17 protein-coding genes are annotated in these 21,131 nt (G+C 62.9%); 7 read left to right on the top strand and 10 right to left on the bottom strand.

Annotation, left to right across the window (positions count from 1 at the left end):
• Window positions 1–88: 88 nt before the first annotated feature.
• The 9 genes from PM2_RS01485 to edd form a co-directional block, all read right to left on the bottom strand.
• Complete coding sequence (locus PM2_RS01485) at window positions 89–1,432, bottom strand: carbohydrate porin (RefSeq protein WP_028698960.1); 1,344 nt, start codon at window positions 1,430–1,432, stop codon at window positions 89–91.
• 41 nt (window positions 1,433–1,473) lie between these two features.
• Complete coding sequence (locus PM2_RS01480; protein ID WP_028698959.1) at window positions 1,474–2,628, bottom strand: ABC transporter ATP-binding protein; 1,155 nt, start codon at window positions 2,626–2,628, stop codon at window positions 1,474–1,476.
• Window positions 2,629–2,631: 3 nt separating this feature from the next.
• A complete protein-coding gene (locus tag PM2_RS01475; protein ID WP_016713086.1) occupies window positions 2,632–3,477 on the bottom strand; it encodes a carbohydrate ABC transporter permease in 846 nt (281 codons plus the stop codon).
• Entirely contained in the window at window positions 3,470–4,378 is a 909-nt protein-coding gene (locus tag PM2_RS01470) for a carbohydrate ABC transporter permease (protein ID WP_016713087.1), read from the bottom strand. Before PM2_RS01470 ends, PM2_RS01475 begins: the two co-directional genes overlap by 8 nt.
• Window positions 4,379–4,442: 64 nt before the next feature.
• Window positions 4,443–5,729: an ABC transporter substrate-binding protein gene (locus PM2_RS01465; RefSeq protein ID WP_028698958.1), complete on the bottom strand. Its 1,287-nt coding sequence runs from the start codon at window positions 5,727–5,729 to the stop codon at window positions 4,443–4,445.
• Between the two features lie 145 nt (window positions 5,730–5,874).
• Complete coding sequence (locus tag PM2_RS01460) at window positions 5,875–7,329, bottom strand: ATP-binding protein (RefSeq protein WP_016713089.1); 1,455 nt, start codon at window positions 7,327–7,329, stop codon at window positions 5,875–5,877.
• Window positions 7,310–8,035, bottom strand: a complete 726-nt coding sequence (gltR, locus tag PM2_RS01455) for a two-component system response regulator GltR (RefSeq protein WP_016713090.1) — start codon at window positions 8,033–8,035, stop codon at window positions 7,310–7,312. Before gltR ends, PM2_RS01460 begins: the two co-directional genes overlap by 20 nt.
• A gap of 85 nt (window positions 8,036–8,120) precedes the next feature.
• Window positions 8,121–9,083 (bottom strand): glucokinase, encoded by a 963-nt coding sequence (locus PM2_RS01450; RefSeq protein WP_028698957.1) that lies wholly within the window; start codon window positions 9,081–9,083, stop codon window positions 8,121–8,123.
• The gene (gene edd, locus PM2_RS01445; protein ID WP_016713092.1) at window positions 9,080–10,906 is read right to left on the bottom strand and encodes a phosphogluconate dehydratase; all 1,827 of its coding nucleotides are present in this window, start codon (window positions 10,904–10,906) and stop codon (window positions 9,080–9,082) included. Before edd ends, PM2_RS01450 begins: the two co-directional genes overlap by 4 nt.
• 264 nt (window positions 10,907–11,170) lie before the next feature.
• Between edd and gap the strand changes: the two genes are divergently transcribed.
• From gap to PM2_RS01415, 6 genes are all read left to right on the top strand, one after another.
• A complete protein-coding gene (gap, locus tag PM2_RS01440) occupies window positions 11,171–12,172 on the top strand; it encodes a type I glyceraldehyde-3-phosphate dehydrogenase (protein WP_028698956.1) in 1,002 nt (333 codons plus the stop codon).
• A 191-nt stretch (window positions 12,173–12,363) separates the two neighbouring features.
• Entirely contained in the window at window positions 12,364–12,876 is a 513-nt protein-coding gene (locus PM2_RS01435) for an RNA polymerase sigma factor (protein ID WP_016713094.1), read from the top strand.
• Window positions 12,877–12,964: 88 nt separating this feature from the next.
• Window positions 12,965–13,927: a FecR family protein gene (locus tag PM2_RS01430; RefSeq protein ID WP_016713095.1), complete on the top strand. Its 963-nt coding sequence runs from the start codon at window positions 12,965–12,967 to the stop codon at window positions 13,925–13,927.
• A 126-nt stretch (window positions 13,928–14,053) separates the two neighbouring features.
• On the top strand, window positions 14,054–16,642 hold the full coding sequence (locus PM2_RS01425; protein WP_028698955.1) for a TonB-dependent receptor: 2,589 nt from the start codon (window positions 14,054–14,056) through the stop codon (window positions 16,640–16,642).
• 158 nt (window positions 16,643–16,800) lie between these two features.
• On the top strand, window positions 16,801–17,394 hold the full coding sequence (locus tag PM2_RS01420) for a biliverdin-producing heme oxygenase (protein ID WP_016713097.1): 594 nt from the start codon (window positions 16,801–16,803) through the stop codon (window positions 17,392–17,394).
• A gap of 54 nt (window positions 17,395–17,448) precedes the next feature.
• The gene (locus tag PM2_RS01415) at window positions 17,449–17,862 is read left to right on the top strand and encodes a YbaN family protein (RefSeq protein WP_016713098.1); all 414 of its coding nucleotides are present in this window, start codon (window positions 17,449–17,451) and stop codon (window positions 17,860–17,862) included.
• Here PM2_RS01415 and arcD (PM2_RS01410) read toward each other — a convergent pair.
• Entirely contained in the window at window positions 17,842–19,269 is a 1,428-nt protein-coding gene (arcD, locus tag PM2_RS01410; protein ID WP_016713099.1) for an arginine-ornithine antiporter, read from the bottom strand. The genes PM2_RS01415 and arcD (PM2_RS01410) overlap by 21 nt on opposite strands.
• 427 nt (window positions 19,270–19,696) lie before the next feature.
• Here arcD (PM2_RS01410) and arcD (PM2_RS01405) point away from each other — a divergent pair, with 427 nt between their 5' ends.
• The gene (arcD, locus tag PM2_RS01405) at window positions 19,697–21,124 is read left to right on the top strand and encodes an arginine-ornithine antiporter (RefSeq protein ID WP_016713100.1); all 1,428 of its coding nucleotides are present in this window, start codon (window positions 19,697–19,699) and stop codon (window positions 21,122–21,124) included.
• Window positions 21,125–21,131 lie beyond the last annotated feature (7 nt).

The raw sequence follows: 21,131 nt of genomic DNA, 5'->3' as shown, positions 1-21,131 counted from the left end.
GCTGTCTCGGCCTATCCCTGGCACCCACTGCAGGCCAGTGGGTGCCGGGAACCGAAAAGGGATTGGCGTAAATTTACAACAATTGCCCTCAGAATGACGACTGAATCTTCAAACCTGCGACCAGCGCATTGTCCACCTCGTCCACCCCGCCAGGGCTCTTGATGTACTGCAGGTTGGGCCGCACGGTCAGCCAGTTGGTGACGTGAAAGCCGTAATAGAGCTCGGCGTTGTACTCGGTGCGCTGCAGCGGCACGAAGCCTGGGTTGTCGTAATCGCTGATACCGCTCTGGGCATTGAGCAGTTCGGCACGCTTCTTCACGTCGTCATTCACATGAATACGCGCCACGCCGAAGCCGATGTCATCCTTGGGCCGGGCATCGAAGGCGCCCTTGTAGACCAGCCCCACCTGCTGGTAATTGTCGACCACGTTGGTGGCCTTGTCGTGCACGGTGAAGTTGGCGAACAGGCTAAGGCCACGGTTGACGTCACCCGCCTGTGCAGTGACCTGCTGCTGTGCCACCACCCACCAGCCATGCTTGCTGGAATGCGACTTGAAGGCCTCGCCGCTCAACGCCTGCGGGTTGCCGTTGACGTCGTCGAACACATCGTCGGCCTTGGCCGTGCTGTAGTAGTAGCCCAGGCGGTACTCGCCCGGCAGGCCGTTGACTTTGGGCGACCACACCGCCTCTACCGGGAGGATCGCGCCCTTGGTTCCGCTGCCGCTGAGCTTGAAGCCGTTGCCGGTTTCCAGGTTGGAGGGGTTCTGCTCGAAGGCGCCGACCTGCACGAAAAATTCCGGGGTGATGTTGTATTTCACCCGCAGCGCCCACTGGCTGACCGGCCAGTTGTACCAGATGCCGCCCACCCAGTTGCCCACCTGCGAGCCGCAGAACGCCAGGTTCTGGAAGTCGCAGGGGAAGCTGTTGAAGTCCTCGCCCTCGCCGAAGCGGCCGAATTTCACATCCAGCGCGCCATCGAAGTACTTCTGCTTGATCCACATTTGGGTCAGGCGCCAGGTCTGGCCACGGCCCCACACCTCTTGCACCGAACTGAACTGCCCAGCGCGCGGGTCGCTGATGCGGTCGTTGGACAGGTTACGACCACTGCGCTCGGTGATCGCCAACTTGAACTCGGCATCGTGCCAGCCAAGAATCTTTTGCAAGTCCAGGTGTGCGCCAAGGGCAAACTGGTCGCTGTAGCGGGCCGTCTTGTCGTCGTTGTAGCCGCCGTGCAGGTTGCCAGCCACCTCGCCGACGTAGTCGAGGGTGAAGTCGTAGCCCTTCTCCAGCAATTCGGTGCGGGTGCCGCCCCAGTCGCCGGTCATCCATTTCGATTCGCTGGAAAAGGCCTCGGCAGCCTGCGCGCCGCTGCTGCCGACAGCGGCGAGCAAAGCCAGCGAGCCTAATGTCCTGATGCGTTTGCGCTGTTCCATCCCTTTACGTCCTCTTTTTTCTTATTGATGGTGTAGACGAGTCAACGGCCTTTGAAGTGAGCCACGTTGTCCTTTACCGCTGCGCCTGGGCTGGCCGGGTGCAGGCGCGCGCCCGTGCCGGCATCGAACAGCAGCACCCTGGCCGGGTCGAATTGCAGGTTGAGGGTGTCCCCCACCCGGCACACCACATCGGGCGCCAGGCGGCAGCACACCTTGGTCTGGTTGAGGGTGACGAATACGAGCAGGTCCGGCCCGGTGGGCTCGGTTACCTGCACCTCGGCACGAATGCCCGGCAGGCCGTTGCCCTCGACGGTGCCCAAGGCAATCTGCTCGGGGCGGATGCCGAGGATGATCTCGCGGCCGTCCAGTTCGTCACCGGCGACGCCCAAGAGCAGCTCGCAGCGTGCCTGGCCGCTGTCGAGCACGGCCAACAAGCGCCCCTCCTGCTGCGTGAGGCGCACCGGGATGAAGTTCATCGGCGGCGAACCGATGAAACTGGCGACAAACTGGTTGGCCGGGTCGTTGTAGATCTGCTGGGGGGTGCCGAACTGCTGGATGATGCCATCCTTCATCACCGCCACCTTGTCGCCCAGGGTCATGGCCTCGATCTGGTCATGGGTGACGTACACGGTGGTGGTTTTCAGACGCTGGTGCATCAGCTTCATTTCGGTGCGCATCTCGACCCGCAGCTTGGCATCGAGGTTGGACAGCGGTTCGTCGAACAGGTAAATCTTCGGCCGCCGCGCCAGCGCCCGCCCCATGGCTACCCGTTGCTGCTGGCCACCGGACAGCTGCGCCGGCTTGCGCGCCAGCAGGTGCTCGATCTGCAGCAGCTTGGCCACCCGCGCCACCTCTTCGTCGATGGCGGTCTGTGGCAGCTTGCGGATCTTCAGGCCAAACTCGATGTTCTCGCGCACACTCATGGTCGGGTACAACGCGTAGGACTGGAACACCATGGCGATGTCGCGGTCCTTGGGGCTCATGCCGCTGACGTCCTGCTCGTCGATGAGAATCGCACCGGCAGTGATCTGCTCCAGGCCGGCAATGCAGTTCATCAAGGTTGACTTGCCGCAGCCCGAGGGGCCGACCAGGATCAGGAACTCGCCATCCCTGATCGACAGCTGGATGTCCTTGAGGGTATCCGGCAGGCCACTGCCGTAGGTCTTGTTCACATTGCGAAGTTCGAGCGCTGCCATGGCTTACCCCTTGACCGCGCCGGCCGTCAGCCCGCGCACGAAATATTTGCCTGCCACCACATAGACCAGCAGGGTTGGCAGGCCGGCAATCATCGCCGCCGCCATGTCGACGTTGTATTCCTTGGCCCCGGTGCTGGTGTTGACCAGGTTGTTCAGGGCCACGGTGATCGGTTGCGAGTCGCCACTGGAGAACACCACACCGAACAGGAAGTCATTCCAGATCTGGGTGAACTGCCAGATCAGGCAGACCATGATGATGGGCGTCGACATCGGCAGGATGATGCGGCGGAAAATGGTGAAGAAGCCGGCACCGTCCAGGCGTGCTGCCTTGACCAGCGCATCGGGAATGCTTACGTAGAAGTTGCGGAAGAACAGCGTGGTGAAGGCCAGGCCATAGACCACATGTACCAGTACCAGGCCGCCGGTAGTGCTGGCCAGGCCGAGCTTGCCGAGGGTGAACGAAGCGGGCAGCAGCACGGTCTGGAACGGCAGGAAGCAGCCGAACAGCAGCAGGCCGAAGAACAGCTGCGAGCCGCGAAAGCGCCACATCGACAGCACATAGCCGTTCAGCGCGCCGATGGCCGTGGAAATCAGCACGGCGGGCACAGTGATCATGATCGAGTTCCAGAAGTAACCGCTGACCGTGCCCCAGGCCTTGACCCAGCCAATGCCGGTCATCACCTGCGGCCAACTCAGCAAGTTGCCGGTGCTGATGTCTTCCGGGGTCTTGAAGCTGGTCAGCAGCATCACCACCAGCGGCACCAGGTACAGCGCCACGGCCAGCAGCAGCACCGCATGGATGGCGATACGGCTCATGCTGAGCACGGGCTTTTCGACAGGGCTATGCATGGCGTTTGCTCCGCAGCTCCGAGTACAGGTAAGGCACGAGGATCGCCAGGATCGCCCCGAGCATGAGAATGGCACTGGCCGAGCCCATGCCCATCTGGCCGCGGCTGAAGGTGAACGCGTACATGAACATCGCAGGCAGATCGGATGAGTAACCCGGGCCGCCAGCGGTCATTGCCGCCACCAGGTCGAAGCTTTTGATGGCGATGTGCGAAAGGATCATCAGCGCACTGAAAAACACCGGGCGCAGGCTGGGCAGCACCACGGTCCAGTAGATGCGCGGCATGCTGGCGCCATCCATTTGCGCCGCGCGGATGATCGAAGGGTCAACACCGCGCAGGCCGGCCAGGAACATCGCCATGATGAAGCCCGAGGCCTGCCACACGGCCGCGATCACCAGGCAGTACACGACCCGGTCGGGGTCGATCAGCCAGTCCAGCCGAAAGCCCTCCCAGCCCCAGTCGCGCAGCAGCTTGTCCAGGCCCATGCCGGGGTTGAGCAGCCACTTCCAGGCGGTGCCGGTAACGATCATCGACAGCGCCATGGGGTAGAGGTAAATGGTGCGGATGAAGCCTTCGCGGCGGATGCGCTGGTCCAGCAGCACTGCCAGCAACACACCGAGGGCCAGGCTGATGGCGATGAACAGGCCACCGAACAGCAGCAGGTTCTTGCTGGCTACCCACCAGCGGTCGTTGTCGAACAGCCGGGCGTATTGCGCCAGCCCGGCCCATTTGTAGGTGGGCAGGAAGGTCGAAGTGGTGAAGGACAGCACGAAGGTCCAGAGGATGTAGCCGTAGAAGCCCACCAGGACGATGAACATGCTCGGCGCCAGCACCAGTTTGGGCAGCCAGCGCTGAAGCGCGTCCAGGGGTGAGGCCCGCAGTTGGGCGGTCGTTGTGGTCATAGATCGGATCCCGAGGTAATGGCGATGCTCTGCATCGCTTCGCGGGCTTGCCCGCGAATAGCGGTTACTGGGCTGCCTTGATCGCCGCCGCCAGTTTCTTCGCCGCATCGGCCGGGTCGGCCTTGGGGTCGTTGATGTAGTTGGTCACCACATCGAAGAACGCGCCCTGCACGGCCAGCGTGGTGGCCATGTTGTGCGCCATGCTAGGCTGCAGGCCGCCATTTTTGGCATCCGCCAGGAAGTCTTTGGCAGACGCCTGCGCACAGGCATCGAAGCCATACTTGCCCATGTCGGCGAGCATGTCGTTGCGCACCGGGATCGACCCCTTGTTGGTGCTGAAGACCTTCTGGAAGTCTTCACCCAGCACCTTGCGGGCAATGTCCTGCTGGCCGGCAGCCGTACCAGGGTTGTTCTGCTTGAACACCACCAGCGAGTCGATGTTGTAGAGGAAGGCTTTTTCGGTGCCGGGGAATGGCACGCACTGGTAATCCTTGCCAGCGGTTTTCTTCGCCAGGGTCCACTCACTCTTGGCCCAGTCGCCCATGATCTGCATGCCGGCCTTGCCGTTGATGACCTTGGCCGCTTCCAGGTTCCAGTCTTGGCCTTTACCGTCCGGGTCCATGTAGGTGGCGACCTTTTTCAGCTCGGTCAGCGCCTTGACCATTTGCGGCCCGGTCAGCGCGACGCTGTCGAGATCGACCATGGCCTTCTTGTAGCCTTCGGTGCCCATTACCGACAGCACCACGCTTTCGAACACGGTGCTGTCCTGCCACGGCTGGCCGCCATGGGCGAGCGGGATGAAGCCGGCAGCCTTGAGTTTGTCGGCGGCGGCGTAAAATTCGTCGAGTGTGGTGGGGGCCTTGTCGATACCGGCTTTCTTGAAGACTTCCGGGTTGATCCACAGCCAGTTGGTTCGGTGGATGTTTACCGGTACGGCGACGTAGTCACCGTCGTACTTCACGGTGTCGGCGACTTTCTTGTCGAGCAGTGTGTCCCACTGTTCGGCCTTGGCCACATCCTTGAGTACATCGCCATCGAGCAAGCCGGTGGCCGCCCAGTCCTGGATGTCAGGCCCTTTGATCTGCGCCACGCCTGGTGGGTTGCCGGCCACGGCGCGGCTCTTGAGCACGGTCATGGCTGTGGCACCGCCACCACCTGCGACGGCGCCATCTTTCCACGTAAAGCCGTCTTTTTCGACCTGGGCCTTGAGCACATCGGCAGCAGCTTTTTCACCACCCGAAGTCCACCAATGCACGACTTCGACGCTGCCTTTGGGTTCGGCAGCCTGGGCACTGAGCGGGAGTAGAGAAGCCAGGGAGATTGCGGCAGCGAGCCGGAGCGTGGAATTCATCGGAGCACCTTTCTTGTTGTTATGCCGTGCAAGTCGAGCGCTTGCGTTGCTTGAAGTCTAAACAGCCTGCCCACCTCGCCAGGTAACGAAGCGATGCGTGAATGTCATCGTTTGGTTACATTGCCGGCACACGCCACACACAGACTCACTCCATGCCACGCGGCAGATACAAGGTCACCCGCAAACCACCTTCCCTCAGGTTCAGCAGGCTCACCTCGCCCCCATGGCTGTGGGCGATGTTGCGGGCAATCCCCAGCCCCAACCCATAACCCTGCTGCTGCGCGGCCAGACGGAAATGCGGCTCGAACACCTGCTCCAGCTGCTGCTGCGGCACACCCGGCCCCTGATCGTCCACCTGCAGCACAAACCCCTCGGCACTGTCGATGATGCGCAGCTGTGCCCGCTCGCCGTACTTGATGGCATTGTCGATCAGGTTGCCGATGCAGCGGCGCAGCGCCAGCGGCTTGCCGGGGTAAGGCTCCAGCGCGCGGCCTTCAACCGTGATACGGCCATCGCGCAGGTAGGGCTCGGCCAGGATTTCCAGCACCTGGTTGAGGTCCACCGGCTCGATGTTTTCGTGGATGTCGGTGTCTTTCACACACTGCAAGGCGCCTTTCACCAGCAGTTCCAGTTCATCCAAGTCCTGGCTGAACTTGGCCTGCAAGTGTTCGTCCTCCAGCAGTTCGACACGCAGGCGCAGGCGCGTAATCGGGGTGCGCAGGTCATGGGAAATGGCGCTGAACAGCTGGCTGCGCTCTGTCAGATAGCGGCTGATGCGCTCGCGCATGCTATTGAACGCCCGGCCCACCTCGACCACCTCGCTGCCACCGCCTTCAGCCACCGGCGCCACATCGGCGCCCAGCGACATCTCCCGCGCGGCCCGCGCCAGGCGCTTGAGCGGCCAGCTTTGCCAGTGCACCAGCAAGCCGATGAACAGCAACAGCAAGGCCGTGGTGAGCACGATGAAGCCGATCTGCTGGCGAGGCAGGCGTTCGGCCTCAAGGCTGGTGTAGGGTTCGGGCAGCAGCGAGGCGATGTACAGCCACTCACCCTCGCCCAGGCGGATCTGCGTTACCAGCACCGGCGGGTTGAGCGGTTCCAGGGTCAACGAGTAATGCGCCCAGGAACGTGGCAGCTCGTCGAGCTTCAGGCCGCTGTTGAAGATGCGCAGGTCATCGGGCCCAACGAATTCCACGGAAATGTCCATCTGCGTACCCAGGCGCTCATGCAGCACCTGCTGGAACACATCGATCACCGCCTGCTTGCGCGGGGTGACGGGCAGCACCGGCATATCCAGTGGTTTGGCATTGAGTGACACGAAAAAGCGCGTTCCCCCCATGCTGCGCAACTGGTCGAGCACCATGGGCCGGTAGGCCACCGGCAGCGAGCGGAAGTAACTGACACTGGCGCTCATCGAGTGGGCCAGGCTGCTGGCGCTGGCACGCAGGCCCTGCAACTGGCTGGCACGCAGCTGGGCCACCCAGATGATGCTCGACAGGCCCTGGGCCAGCAGCACCACCAACAGGGTCAGCAGCAGCATGCGCCCCAGCAGCGAACGCGGCAGCAAGCGCCAGCGCCGCTCAGGGCGCATTGCAGACATGCGTCGCCAGCAGGTAGCCGCTGCCGCGCACCGTGCGGATCAGCCGGGGTGGTTTTTCAGTATCGCGCAGGCGCTGACGCAGGCGGCTGACCGCCATGTCGACAATGCGGTCCAGCGGCATGGGCTCGCGGCCACGGGTGGCATTACCGATGGTGTCGCGGTCGAGAATCTGCTGCGGGTGGTCGAGGAACAGCTTGAGCAGGGCAAAGTCGGCGCCCGACAGAATCACCTCTTCACCGTCGCGATGGAACAGCCGGTGGCTGACCGTGTCCAGGCGCCAGTCATCGAAGGCCAGCACGGCATTGCCGGGTGCCGCCGTGCCGAATTCGGCGCGGCGCAGCAGGGCCTTGATTCGCGCTTGCAGTTCGCGAGGGCTGAAGGGTTTGCCCAAGTAGTCGTCGGCACCCAGCTCCAGGCCGATGACCCGGTCGGTTTCATCGGAGCTGGCCGTCAGCATGATGATCGGTACCCGCGCCTGGCGCGGGTGCTGGCGTACCCAGCGACACAGGCTGAAGCCGTCCTCGTCGGGCAGCATGACATCGAGGATGACCAGGTCGAAGGGAGTGCTTTCCAGGGCCCGGCGAAAGCCTGCGCCGTCGGCTTCGGCATGCACCTGGAAACCGGAGCGGCTCAGGTAGGTTTGCAGCAGTTCGCGGATTTCCTGGTCGTCGTCGACCATCAGGATCGATTTGCCGGCAGTGCTCAAGGTGGTCCTTCCTCTTGTTGGTTACAGGTCTTTTTGCCTGCTGTCGGGTGTTGCCTTCTGGGGCTGCTGCGCGGCCCCATTTCACCTAGTTGTGATCCAACGCTTGCTGCAGGGCCACCCCGGCCCCCAGCAACCCGGAAAACTCCGCCGTCACCAGCCACACCGGCACGCCAGCGAAGTAGCCGCTCATACAGCCTTTGTCAGCAAAACTCGCCGCAAACCCGCTACGCAAAAACAACTCGGCAAAGCGCGGGATTACACCGCCAACAATATAAACCCCACCCCGCGCGCCCAGCGTCAGCACATTGTTACCCGCCACACGCCCAAGGAACCGGCAAAATTGCTCGACCACCGCCAGCGCCTGCGGTTCACCGCCCAGCGCGGCATCGGTAACCTGCGCGGGGGTTTTGTGCCGGGGTGTTTCGCCGTCCAGCGCGCAAATTGCCTGATACAGGCGCACCAAGCCGCCACCACTGAGCACAGTTTCGGCGCTGACATGGCCAATCTGGCCATGGATTTGCTGATGGATCGCCGCTTCACGGGCATTGCCAACCGGCAAGTCGACATGCCCACCCTCCCCCGGCAAGGCCTGCCAGTGCTGTTCGCCAAGGCGCAGCAGCGACCCCACGCCCAAGCCTGTGCCCGGCCCGATCACCAGCGCCGGCCGCGACGGGTCAGCCTGGCCTGGGCACACTTCGCGGAACTCGCCCTCGCGCAGGCGGGTCATGCCCAGCGCCATGGCCGTGAAATCGTTGATCAGCAACAGCCGCTCGACCTGCAAGGTCTTGCAGAAGGCCACGCGGCTCAGGCGCCAATGGTTGTTGGTGAAGCGAAATTCGTCGCCTTCGACCGGCCCGGCCACTGCCAGGCACACCGCTGCCAGGCCGCCGCGGGCGATGCCTTGGCCTTGCAGGTAAGCCTCGATGGCCTGCTCCGGGCTGGTGTAGTCCGCCGTGGCATATACCTTCACTTCATGCAGCTGGTTGTCACGCCACAACGCAAAACGGGCATTGGTGCCGCCGATGTCGCCAACCAGCAGCTCCTTCATTTGAGGTTCTCCAGGGCCGAGGTGAAGGCGCTTGCGCCCTGCTCTGCCGGGCTGAACGCCATGCGCATGAAGCCGAACAGCTCACGCCCGCAACCCAGGTCGTTGCCCTGAGGCGCTGGCGGCAGGTCGCGGCTGGCCAGTTCTTCGGCCGATACCATCACCCGCAACGTGCCTTCGACACCATCGACCCGCACGATATCACCATCGCGCACCCGCGCCAGCGGGCCGCCATCATAGGCTTCGGGGCATACGTGAATCGCCGCCGGGATCTTGCCCGAGGCACCGGACATGCGCCCGTCGGTGACCAGCGCCACCTTGAAGCCACGGTCCTGCAACACACCCAGGAATGGCGTGAGCTTGTGCAACTCGGGCATGCCGTTGCAACGCGGCCCCTGGAAACGCACCACAGCGACAAAATCACGCTCCAGTTCGCCGGCCTTGAACGCATCGGCCAACGACTGCTGATCGTGGAACACCCGTGCCGGGGCCTCGACCACCTGATGCTCGGGGGCCACGGCAGACACCTTCATCACGCCACGGCCCAGGTTGCCCTCCATCACCCGCAAGCCGCCTTCGGCCGAAAACGGCCGCGCCACCGGGCGCAGGATGGTTTCGTCCAGGCTCTGCTGTGGCCCTTCGCGCCAAACCAGCTTGCCGTTGTCGAGGAACGGTTCCTGGGTGTAGCGGCGCAAGCCATGGCCGGCCACGGTGTTGACGTCCTCGTGCAGCAGCCCGGCATCGAGCAGCTCGCGGATCAGGAAAGCCATGCCACCGGCGGCCTGGAAGTGGTTGATGTCGGCCTTGCCGTTGGGGTACACGTGTGACAGGGTCGGCACCACTTCGGAGAGGTCGGCCATGTCCTGCCAGGTCAGCTGGATACCGGCCGCCTGGGCAATCGCCGGGATGTGCAGGGTGTGGTTGGTCGAGCCGCCCGTGGCGTGCAGGGCAACGATGGAGTTGACCAGCGCCTTCTCGTCGACGATTTCGCCCAGCGGCATGAAGCTGCCGCTGGCCTTGGTCATGCGCGTAACCTGCTGCGCGGCCTCGGCGGTAAGGGCATCGCGCAGCGGCGTGTATGGGTTGACGAACGAAGCACCCGGCAGGTGCAGGCCCATCACTTCCATCACCAGCTGGTTGGTGTTGGCAGTGCCGTAGAAGGTGCAGGTGCCAGGGCTGTGGTACGAGTTCATCTCCGACTCCAGCAGCTCTTCGCGGCTGGCCTTGCCTTCGGCATAGCGCTGACGCACGTCGGCCTTCTGCTTGTTGGAGATGCCGGACACCATCGGCCCGCCAGGGACGAAGATGGTCGGCAGATGGCCGAAGCGCAGCGCCCCCATCATCAGGCCGGGGACGATCTTGTCGCAGATGCCCAGCATGAGCGCCGCGTCGAACATGTTGTGCGACAGCGCTACCGCAGTGGACATGGCGATGACTTCGCGGCTGGCGATGGCCAGCTCCATGCCTGGTTCGCCCTGGGTCACGCCGTCGCACATGGCCGGCACGCCACCGGCAAACTGGCCGACGGAGCCAACCTCGCGCAGGGCCTGCTTGATTTGCTCGGGGAAGTGCAGGTACGGCTGGTGGGCAGACAACATGTCGTTGTAGGCCGAGACGATGGCCACGTTGGCCGCGTTCATCAGGCGCAGGGTCTGTTTGTCCTCGCTGCCGCAACCGGCTACGCCGTGGGCGAAGTTGGCGCACTGCAGGCTGGCGCGCATGGGGCCTTCACTGGCCGCACCGCGAATCAGCTGCAGGTAGCGTTCGCGGGTGGCACGGCTGCGTTCGACCAGCCGTTGGGTGACCTCAAGGATGCGCGGATGCATGTACTGGACTCCAGGCTAATTGTAAGGGCGGTTTACCAGGCATTTCCCCTCCAAACGATTGCGGCCTAGGCTCAAGGTAAGGAGCCCGCTGCATCGGTGGAGGCCCATCGCCCGACCACTCGTTGTATGTTTAAACAAAATACTGCCACTAAAAAGGCTTGTTTTCTATCTGCTAGTGAATAATCTTGTAATTCCAACAACAAAACCGTTTCAGTGAAGCTCCTTTTTGCCACAGGTTTCACTCGGACTGCCAGAGGTACTGCCATGACCCTACGCATCGCCATCAATGGATTCGGCCGCATCGGGCGCAACGTTCTGCGCGCACTGTATACCCAAGGCTACCGCCAGGACCTGCAGGTCGTCGCCATCAACGACCTGGGCGACAGCGCCATGAATGCCCACCTGCTCAAGTACGACAGCGTGCACGGCACCTTCGACGCCACCGTCGAGGCCGACCACGAGAGCCTCACGGTCAATGGTGACCGTATCGCGGTCAGTGCCATCCGCAACCCGGCCGAACTGCCCTGGAAGGCCGAGTCGATCGACGTGGTGTTCGAATGCACCGGGCTGTTCACCGACCGTGCCAAAGCCGCTGCACACCTGGCCGCAGGGGCTGGCAAGGTGATTGTTTCGGCGCCGGCCAAGGGTGCCGATGCCACCGTGGTGTACGGGGTCAACCATGACATCCTGCGTGCTTCGCACCAGGTCATTTCCAACGCCTCCTGCACCACCAACTGCCTGGCGCCGATTGCCCAGGTGCTGCACCGCGAGTTCGGCATCGAGCAAGGCCTGATGACCACGATTCACGCCTACACCAACGACCAGGTGCTGACCGACGTGTACCACAGCGACCCGTACCGCGCGCGCTCGGCCACCCAGTCGATGATCCCGAGCAAGACCGGCGCCGCCGAAGCCGTGGGCCTGGTACTGCCGGAGCTGGCCGGCAAGCTGACCGGCATGGCGGTGCGGGTACCGGTGATCAACGTGTCGCTGGTGGACCTCACCGTCAACCTCAAGCGCGAGGCCACGGCCGAGCAGGTCAATCAGCTGTTCCTTGAAGCCAGCAAGCATTCCAGGGTATTGGGCTACAACGCCTTGCCGTTGGTTTCCTGCGATTTCAACCACAACCCGCTGTCGTCCATTTTCGATGCCAACCATACCCGGGCCAACGGGCGTATGCTCAAGGTGCTGGCCTGGTATGACAATGAGTGGGGCTTCAGCAACCGGATGCTGGATAACTGCCTGGCGTTGTGCCGGGCCCGTTGAGCCGGACACGGCATCTTCGGCGCCTACGAGATCGAGCGCCGCCCGCGCGGCGCTCGATCTCAAAGACACAGAAAATCCTCCGCCATACGCCCACCCACTCACAATCTTTACCTTTTCCTAACACTTCCACACTTGACCTTCGGCATAGATGATAAGCATTATCATTATCCTTTCGTCGACCAGGTCCCCCCGTGAGTCAGTCCCGGTTCAACTCCGTCTTCCTCGTCCAGCGCCTTACCCTGCTGCGCACCCTGCAACGCATGGTCGCTAACCCCAGCACGGCCGAAGACCTGCTGCAGGAAACCTACCTGCGGGTGTCCCGCGCCTTGGGCGAGCGGCCCATCGAGCATATCGAGCCGTTCGTGTTCCAGACCGCGCGCAACCTGGCACTGGACCATCTGCGCGCACGCCGGGTGCAGGCACGGATGCTGGTCGACGACGTGCCCGACGAGGTCCTGCACAGTGTGGCTGCCCCCGCCACCAGCAGCGAGGACGCCGCCCATGCCGAGCAACTGCTCAAGCAACTCAGCATCAGCCTCAACCAGCTGAGCGAGCGCCAGCAGCGCATCTTCATCCTCAGCCGGCTGCATGGCGCCACCTACCTGGAAATCGCCGAACAGCTGAATGTGTCGCCCAGCACGGTGCAGAAGGAGCTGAAACTGATCATGGCGATCTGCATGGGTGTCGCCGACCGCCTCAAGTGAGCCGACCGCTGCCCGGCGGTTACGCAAAGCCCTTGCCACACCCCACCTTAGCCTTGATCATTCGCGAAAAACCATTCAAGGATTTCCCGTGACCGACAGCCCCGCCCCTCGCCCGTCACCCGCCGGGCCCAGCGCCCGTGCTCGTGCCATGGACGAGGCGCTGGACTGGCTGGTGCGCCTGCAATGTGCCGATGCCGCAGATACCCAGGCTTTCGAAGCCTGGCTGAGCGCGGCTCCCGAAAACGCCGAGGCCTATGTCGAGGCAGAAGCGCTGTGGAACGGTGCCCCACTGCACCACGCAGCCGCGCAGATGCACCAGCAGCAGCGCCGCTCATGGCGCGGGCGCCTGCGCAGCCACTGGAAACCCCTGGCCACTGCGGCTGTGCTGCTGGTCGGGCTGTTCACCGTCGGTAACCTGCCCATGCGCCTGCAGGCTGACCACCTGACCGTGGTGGGCGAGCGCCAGCGCCTGCAGCTGGAAGACGGCGCAAAAGTACTGCTCAACACCAATTCGGCCTTTGCCAGCGACCGCCGCGACGGCCGCCAGGTCGCCCGCCTGCTGCAAGGCGAGGCCTACTTCCAGGTACCCGAGGATGCGCTGCTGCCGCTGGAGGTAGAAGCCGGGCCGTTGCGTGCCCAAGTACGCGACACCGACTTTGCCGTGCGCTACCTGGACGGCGAGGCTCAAGTGCGGGTGCAACGCGGCGATGTTGACCTGCAGGGGGCACGCGACCAGCGCATCCGCCTGAGTGCTGGCGACAGCATCAGCGTCGGCCCGCAGGGCTTTGGCCAGCGCCAACGCGCCGACATGCAAAAAGACCTGGCCTGGGTCGATGGCCGCCTGGTGTTCGAGAACTGCCCCTTGAGCCAGGTGCTGGCCGAAGTACGGCGCTACTACCCCGGCTGGATCATCAACCGCAATGCTCACCTGGAAGACGTGGCCGTCACCGGCAACTACCGCCTCGACCAGCCGCTGGAAACCCTGCGCGCGCTGGCCCACATCACCTCGGCACAGCTGCATGAGTACCCGGCGTTGGTCATTCTGAACTGACCCGAAAATTATTTTTACGCAATCGCGCTACCCCACCCGTCTCGTTATAGCCAATGCAACTGATTCTTGTTTGAAAACGAGAACAGCCATCACCTATAACAGCCCGCGCGTCTGGGAGCGCTTCCGATGTCCACTGGTCCTACCCGCTCGTCCACCCTTCCCCGTCGTACGGGGCAACTGTCCCTGTTGACCTTGGCTCTGCTCGCCAGCGGTGCCTGCAGCCTGCCAGCGCTGGCCGCCGAACCGGCCCAGGCCAGCAGCCCGCGCATGGGCGACTATCGCTTCAGCATCGGCCAGCAGCCGCTGGTGTCGGCAATCAACGCCTTCAGCCAGGTCACCGGCTGGCAGGTCGGCTTCAGCGCCGAACTGGCCGACGGCGTGGCTTCGCCGGGCGTGCAGGGCTCGCTGCCGCCAGAGGCCGCTCTCAAGCGCCTGCTGCAGGGTACCGGCCTGAGCTTTCGCAAGATCAGCAACGGCAACGTGGTGCTCGAACGCCAGGCGAGCGGCAATGTGATCGCGCTGCAGCAAGTGACCGTCAGCGCCACCCGTAGCGCCCAGGATGTCAGCCAGGTGCCGAGCACCGTCAGCGTGCAGACCCGCGAGCAACTGGACCGCCAGAACGTCAACAACATCCAGGACCTGGTGCGCTACGAGCCGGGCGTATCGGTGGCCGGTACCGGCCAGCGCAGCGGCCTGAACGGCTACAACATCCGCGGTATCGACGGCGAGCGCATCCTCACCCAGGTCGACGGCGTGTCGATCCCCGACAGCTTTTTCTACGGCCCCTACGCCCAAACCCAGCGTAACTACGTCGACCCGGAAATCGTCAAGCGCGTGGAAATCCTGCGTGGCCCGGCCTCGGTGCTGTACGGCAGCAACGCCATCGGCGGCGCGGTAAGTTACTTCACCCTCGACCCGGACGACATCATCAAGCCTGGCAAGGACGTAGGCGCCCGCCTGAAGACCGGCTACAGCTCGGCCGACGAAAGCTGGCTGACCTCTGCCACCGTCGCCGGCCGTGAGGGCGACTTCGATGGCCTGCTGCACCTGAGCCAGCGCAACGGCCACGAGACCGAAACCCACGGCAGCCACAGCGGTGAAGGCCTGTCGCGCACCGAAGCCAACCCGATGGACGTACGCACCACCAACGTGCTGGCCAAACTGGGTTGGAACTACGCCGACGACGCACGCCTGGGCCTGACCTACGAACGCTACAAGGATGACCGCGACCAGAACATCCTCAGCGCAGTGGGCGGGCCGTTCATTCCCGGTTTTGGCGGCATGGGCTACTACAAGGCGCGTAATGGCAACGACACCATCACCCGCGAACGCTTCGGCATCAACCATGAGTTCGGTCTAGACTCGCTGGTCGCCGACCACGTGAAGTGGAGCCTGAACTACCAGATCGCCAAGACCGACCAGCACACAGAGGAAGTCTACGCACCGCCTGGCCGCCAGGTTCTGCGTACCCGCGACACCACCTACAAGGACCGCCAGTGGGTGTTCGATGCCCAGCTCGACAAGGCCTTCAGCATCGGCGCCACCGATCACCTGCTGACCTACGGCACTACACTCAAGCATGAGAAGGTCACCGGATCGCGCAGTGGCACCGGCACCTGCCTGACCATTGGATCCGGTTGCACCGCCATCGGCGCCGACCGCCCGGCAGACGGCCAGGCGCTGGTCAGCGACTTCCCGGACCCGACCGTGAACACCTACAGCCTGTTCGTGCAGGACGAAATCCGCTGGAACAACTGGACCTTCATGCCAGGCGCGCGCTACGACTACACGCGCATGGCGCCCAAGTTCACCGAAGAATTCCTGCGTGGCCTGGCATCGACCGGCACAGCCCCAACATCCCAGGACGACTCGGACAAGAAATGGCACCGCGTCTCGCCCAAGTTCGGCCTGACCTACGCCTTTAACGACAACTACACCTGGTACGGCCAGTACGCCGAGGGCTTCCGCACGCCGACCGCCAAGGCCATGTACGGCCGCTTCGAAAACATCGAGCAAGGCTACCGTGTAGAAGGCAACCCTGACCTCGAACCAGAGAAGAGCAAAAGCTACGAAACCGGCCTGCGCGGCAACTTCGACGCCGGCAACTTCGACGTGGCGGTGTTCTACAACAAGTACCGCGACTTCATCGACGAAGACGCCGTGCAAAGCGCCAACCTGGAACAAACCTTCCAGGCCAACAACATCAAGCACGCCACCATCAAGGGTGCCGAGGTCAAGGGCCGCCTGAACCTCGACCACTTCGGTGCGCCGCAAGGCCTGTATACCCAGGGCTCGATTGCCTACACCTACGGCCGCAACGATGACACCGGAGAACCGCTGAACAGCGTAAACCCACTGAAAGGCGTGTTTGGCCTGGGTTACGAGCAGCAAAACTACGGTGGCCTGCTGAGCTGGACACTGGTCAAGCGCAAGACCCGCGTCGACGACAGCACCTTCTATTCGCCTGACGGCTCGACCTCGAAGTTCCGTACACCGGGCTACGGCGTGCTGGACCTGACCGGCTACTACAAGGTGACCGACGACGTCACCATCAATGCCGGCCTGTACAACCTGACCGACAAGAAATACTGGCTGTGGGATTCAGTGCGCAGCTACGACGGCCAGGGTGAAGCGGCTGTGACCCAGCCAGCCAACATCGACCGCCTGACCATGCCGGGGCGCAACTTCGGTATCAATGTGGTTTGGGATATCTGAGGCCTTTAGTTTTGCAGCGCCTGTGAGATCGAGCGCCGCCCGCGCGGCGCTCAATCTCACAGGCGCTGCAACTCTCAAGTAAAACCCAGTTTTTTTACTGTCCCGCCCCCGCTGTTTCGTCTTGTATCTAGACGCCCCTTTTTCCAAGGACTGCCCCCATGACCGAACGCCCAGCCCTGCGCTCCCAGCGCCTGAACCAGATCACCAACGCCCCGCACGCCGAACTGGATGCCCTGGTCAAATCCCATGCGCCCTTCGACAGCCGCGAAAGCTTTGCCCGCTTCGTCGTTGCCCAGTACCTGTTCCAGTCTGAATTGCAGGCCCTGTACAACGACCCGCAACTGATCGCCATCGTCCCCGACCTGGCCGAGCGCTGCCGCGCCGATCAGGCCCGCCTGGACCTCGCCGACCTCGACACCGAAGTACCGGCAGCCGTGCCAGGCGCCCTGGGCAAACCGAGCCTGGGTGAGGCAATGGGCTGGATCTTCGTCTCCGAAGGCTCCAAACTGGGCGCTGCGTTTCTGATCAAGCGTGCCGTGGCCCTGGAACTGTCCGACAGCTTCGGTGCCCGCCACCTGGGCGAACCGGCCGGTGGCCGTGCCGAAGGCTGGAAGCAGTTCACCCGCATCCTCGATGGCCTGGCATTGTCGGCCGAAGAGGAAGCCGCTGCCGAACGCGGCGCAGTTGCCGCCTTCGAACGCTTCACCGAGCTGCTCAAGCACGCCTATGCTGCAGATGCCGCGCTGGTTTGATACGCCGTAACCGGCCACCCCTCCGGTGGCCGCACCGTTTTATGCAGTGAGACCATGACCCGACCCGCCCGCACCAAACTCGCCCGCCTGCTGTATGGAATACTGGCTTACGTGAGCCTGGGCGTGGGCCTGGTCGCCATCGTGATTCCCGGCTTGCCGACCACCGAGTTCATCCTGCTGGCCGCCTGGGCTGCCACGCGCAGCTCTCCACGCCTTTCAGCCTGGCTGGAAAACCATCGGTTGTTCGGGCCAATCCTTTACAACTGGCGCAATGGCAAGGTGATCCAGCGCCGGGCCAAGGTAAGCGCGACCGTCAGCATGCTGCTGTGTGCTGGCCTGATGCTGACCTTTCTCGAACACCGCTGGCCGGTGTTCCTGGCCATCGCCGGCATGACCCTGGGCAACCTGTGGATCTGGTCGCGCCCGGAGCATGCCTGCCCTGCCCCGTCACAAGCTCAGCAGCCCTGAATACAAGGCGTAGGCCGCCAGCGCAGCACCCACAAGCACGGCAGCAAAAATCAGCTTTTCCCAGGTGGTGAACAAGGTCTGCCCCTGCTCATGCTTGGCCCTGGCGAACAGGATCACACCGGGTGCGTACAACAGCGCAGAAAGTAGCAGGTACTTCAGCCCCCCCGCGTACAGCAGCCAAACGGCATACAGCAGGGCAACCAGCGCCACCAGCAGGTCCTTGCGGCGCAGGCCCGGTTGCCCGGCGTAGGTTTCCCCACGCCCCGCCAGCAGCACGGCATAAGCCGCCGACCACAGGTAGGGCACCAGTATCATCGAAGAAGCCAGATAGATCAGGCTGGTGTACGTACCGGCCGAGAACAGCGTGATCAACAGGAAGCCCTGGATCATGCAGTTGGTCAGCCACAGGGCGTTGGCCGGCACATGGTTGGCGTTTTCCTTGGCCAGAAAGCGCGGCATGGTCTTGTCCCGCGCCGTGGCGTACAGAATCTCGGCGCACAGCAGCGCCCAGGACAGCAAGGCACCGAGCAATGACACCGCCAGCCCGAGGCTGATCAGCAACGCGCCCCAAGGGCCAACAATGTGCTCCAGCACCGAGGCCAGTGAGGGGTTCTGCAGCCCGGCCAGTTCTGGCTGGGTCATCACCCCCAGCGACAACACGTTGACCAGCACCAGCAACGCCAGCACACCGAGAAAACCGATGACCGTAGCCTTACCCACGTCCGAACGGCGCTCGGCGCGCCCGGAATACACGCTGGCCCCCTCGATACCGATGAACACGAACACGGTCACCAGCATCATGTTGCGCACCTGCTCCAGCACGCTGCCGAACTGCGGGTTGCTCATGCCCCAGATATCCCGGGTGAAGATATCGGCGCGGAAGGCAAACGCAGCAATCACCACGAACATCAGCAATGGCACCACCTTGGCCACGGTGGTCACCTGGTTGATGAACGCTGCCTCCTTGATGCCGCGCAGCACCAGGAAATGCACCGCCCACAGCAGCAGCGAGGCACAGCCGATGGCGATTGGCGTGTTGCCTTCGCCAAACACCGGAAAGTAAAAGCCCAGGGTGCTGAACAGCAGTACGAAGTAACCGACGTTACCCAGCCAGGCGCTGATCCAGTAACCCCAGGCCGAGGAGAAGCCCATGTATTCACCGAAGCCCGCCTTGGCGTAGGCGTACACCCCCGAATCGAGCTCCGGTTTGCGGTTGGCCAGGGTCTGGAACACGAAGGCCAGCGCCAGCATACCGACAGCCGTGATGCCCCAGCCAATCAACACCGCCCCTACATCGGCACGCGCCGCCATGTTCTGCGGCAGCGAGAAGATCCCGCCACCAATCATCGAGCCGACCACCAGCGCGATCAGCGCGCCCAGGCGCAGCTTCTGTCCCGGTTCGCTCATGAGCCTCCCTTTTTCCTGCACTGTCACGCATTTGAAACAGCGTTGCGGGCCATATAAGTGCTGTTACTTATAATGAAGCTTGGCATTGAAGCTATAGCACTAATAACTGCTTTGTCTATGCACCTACCCTGTAAAAATTAGCAGCTGCGCGGCGACTAGAAAAGAAACTGATAAAACTCGAAATTCTTGTGAAAAATTTGCGAAAGCGGCAAAAGCGGCTAGCTTCAAGCATCGCAGGCTGAACAGAGCGTTTGCTCTAGAACGACATGGAGGTGCCAGCGCGCAATGCCTGCAGCTTAAGCTGTCGGCACTCTCCAGGAGCACCCGTGAAGTCACCTTCACGTAGCCATAAGCTGACACAAGTCAGCGTACGGCAAAGGCGTCAGATTTATGCTGATGTCAACTTTCTCCTGGCAGGAGTTGTTAAATGTCTGATTCATCCGGAAAACTAAAGCTCGGCGCGCTAGTTGCACTTGTTGTCGGTTCGATGATTGGCGGCGGGATCTTCTCGCTGCCGCAAAACATGGCCGCCAGCGCAGGCGTTGGTGCGGTGTTGATTGGCTGGGGCATCACCGCCGTCGGCATGCTGACACTGGCCTTCGTGTTCCAGACCCTGGCCAACCGCAAGCCTGACCTGGATGGCGGGGTGTATGCCTACGCCAAGGCCGGTTTCGGCGACTACATGGGCTTTTCCTCGGCCTGGGGCTACTGGATCAGTGCCTGGCTGGGCAACGTCGGCTACTTCGTGTTGCTGTTCAGTACCTTGGGGTACTTCTTCCCGATCTTCGGTGAAGGCAACACGCCGGCCGCCATCATTGGCGCATCGATCCTGTTGTGGGCGGTGCACTTCCTGGTGCTGCGCGGCATCAAGGAAGCAGCGTTCATCAACCTGGTCACCACCGTGGCCAAAGTGGTGCCGCTGGTGCTGTTCGCACTGATCTGCCTGTTCGCCTTCAGGCTCGACATCTTCAGCGCCGACATCTGGGCCGTAGGCACACCAGAGCTTGGCAGCGTGATGAACCAAGTGCGCAACATGATGCTGGTCACCGTGTGGGTGTTCATCGGCATCGAGGGTGCGAGCATCTTCTCGTCCCGGGCGGAAAAACGCTCTGACGTGGGCAAGGCCACGGTCATCGGCTTCGTCACCGTGTTGCTGTTCCTGGTGCTGGTCAACGTGCTGTCGCTGGGCATCATGACCCAACCAGAGCTGGCCAAGCTGCAGAACCCGTCGATGGCGGCCGTGCTGGAACATGTGGTCGGCCACTGGGGTGCGGTGCTGATCAGCGTCGGCCTGATCATCTCGCTGCTGGGGGCCCTGCTGTCGTGGGTGCTGCTGTGCGCCGAGATCATGTTCGCCGCCGCCAAGGACCACACCATGCCGGAGTTCCTGCGCCGCGAAAACGCCAACCAGGTGCCGGCCAACGCCCTGTGGCTGACCAACGCCATGGTGCAGATCTTCCTGGTGATCACGCTGTTCTCCAACAGCACCTACCTGTCGCTGATCTACCTCGCCACCTCGATGATCCTGGTGCCTTACCTGTGGTCGGCGGCCTACGCCTTCTTGCTGGCACTGCGCAGCGAAACCTACGAACAAGCCCTGGCCGAACGCAAGAAAGACCTGATCATCGGCGGTATCGCCCTGCTGTACGCCATCTGGCTGCTGTACGCCGGCGGCGTGAAATACCTGCTGCTCTCGGCCCTGCTCTACGCACCTGGCGCCATCCTGTTCGCCAAGGCCAAGCGTGAGGTAGGCCAACCTGTCTTCACCAACGTGGAAAAACTGATCTTCGCAGCCGTGGTCATCGGCGCCCTGGTGGCAGCCTTCGGCCTGTACGACGGCTTCCTGACCCTTTGACCCACGT

The organism is Pseudomonas monteilii NBRC 103158 = DSM 14164 (genome assembly GCF_000730605.1).
Taxonomy (GTDB): Bacteria; Pseudomonadota; Gammaproteobacteria; order Pseudomonadales; family Pseudomonadaceae; genus Aquipseudomonas; species Aquipseudomonas monteilii.
Note: the sequence above shows the minus strand (reverse complement) of the source record. Positions and strands in the feature narration are given on the sequence as shown.

Excerpts from the sequence above, each read along its gene's own strand:
- PM2_RS01420 (WP_016713097.1), top strand. The coding sequence starts at position 16,801 with ATGACCGAACGCCCAGCCCTGCGCTCCCAGCGCCTGAACCAGATCACC.
- gap (WP_028698956.1), top strand. The coding sequence starts at position 11,171 with ATGACCCTACGCATCGCCATCAATGGATTCGGCCGCATCGGGCGCAAC.
- PM2_RS01470 (WP_016713087.1), bottom strand. The coding sequence starts at position 4,378 with ATGACCACAACGACCGCCCAACTGCGGGCCTCACCCCTGGACGCGCTT.
- PM2_RS01485 (WP_028698960.1), bottom strand. The coding sequence starts at position 1,432 with ATGGAACAGCGCAAACGCATCAGGACATTAGGCTCGCTGGCTTTGCTC.
- PM2_RS01480 (WP_028698959.1), bottom strand. The coding sequence starts at position 2,628 with ATGGCAGCGCTCGAACTTCGCAATGTGAACAAGACCTACGGCAGTGGC.
- PM2_RS01465 (WP_028698958.1), bottom strand. The coding sequence starts at position 5,729 with ATGAATTCCACGCTCCGGCTCGCTGCCGCAATCTCCCTGGCTTCTCTA.
- PM2_RS01460 (WP_016713089.1), bottom strand. The coding sequence starts at position 7,329 with ATGTCTGCAATGCGCCCTGAGCGGCGCTGGCGCTTGCTGCCGCGTTCG.
- PM2_RS01415 (WP_016713098.1), top strand. The coding sequence starts at position 17,449 with ATGACCCGACCCGCCCGCACCAAACTCGCCCGCCTGCTGTATGGAATA.
- edd (WP_016713092.1), bottom strand. The coding sequence starts at position 10,906 with ATGCATCCGCGCATCCTTGAGGTCACCCAACGGCTGGTCGAACGCAGC.
- PM2_RS01475 (WP_016713086.1), bottom strand. The coding sequence starts at position 3,477 with ATGCATAGCCCTGTCGAAAAGCCCGTGCTCAGCATGAGCCGTATCGCC.
- PM2_RS01425 (WP_028698955.1), top strand. The coding sequence starts at position 14,054 with ATGTCCACTGGTCCTACCCGCTCGTCCACCCTTCCCCGTCGTACGGGG.
- PM2_RS01450 (WP_028698957.1), bottom strand. The coding sequence starts at position 9,083 with ATGAAGGAGCTGCTGGTTGGCGACATCGGCGGCACCAATGCCCGTTTT.
- arcD (WP_016713100.1), top strand. The coding sequence starts at position 19,697 with ATGTCTGATTCATCCGGAAAACTAAAGCTCGGCGCGCTAGTTGCACTT.
- arcD (WP_016713099.1), bottom strand. The coding sequence starts at position 19,269 with ATGAGCGAACCGGGACAGAAGCTGCGCCTGGGCGCGCTGATCGCGCTG.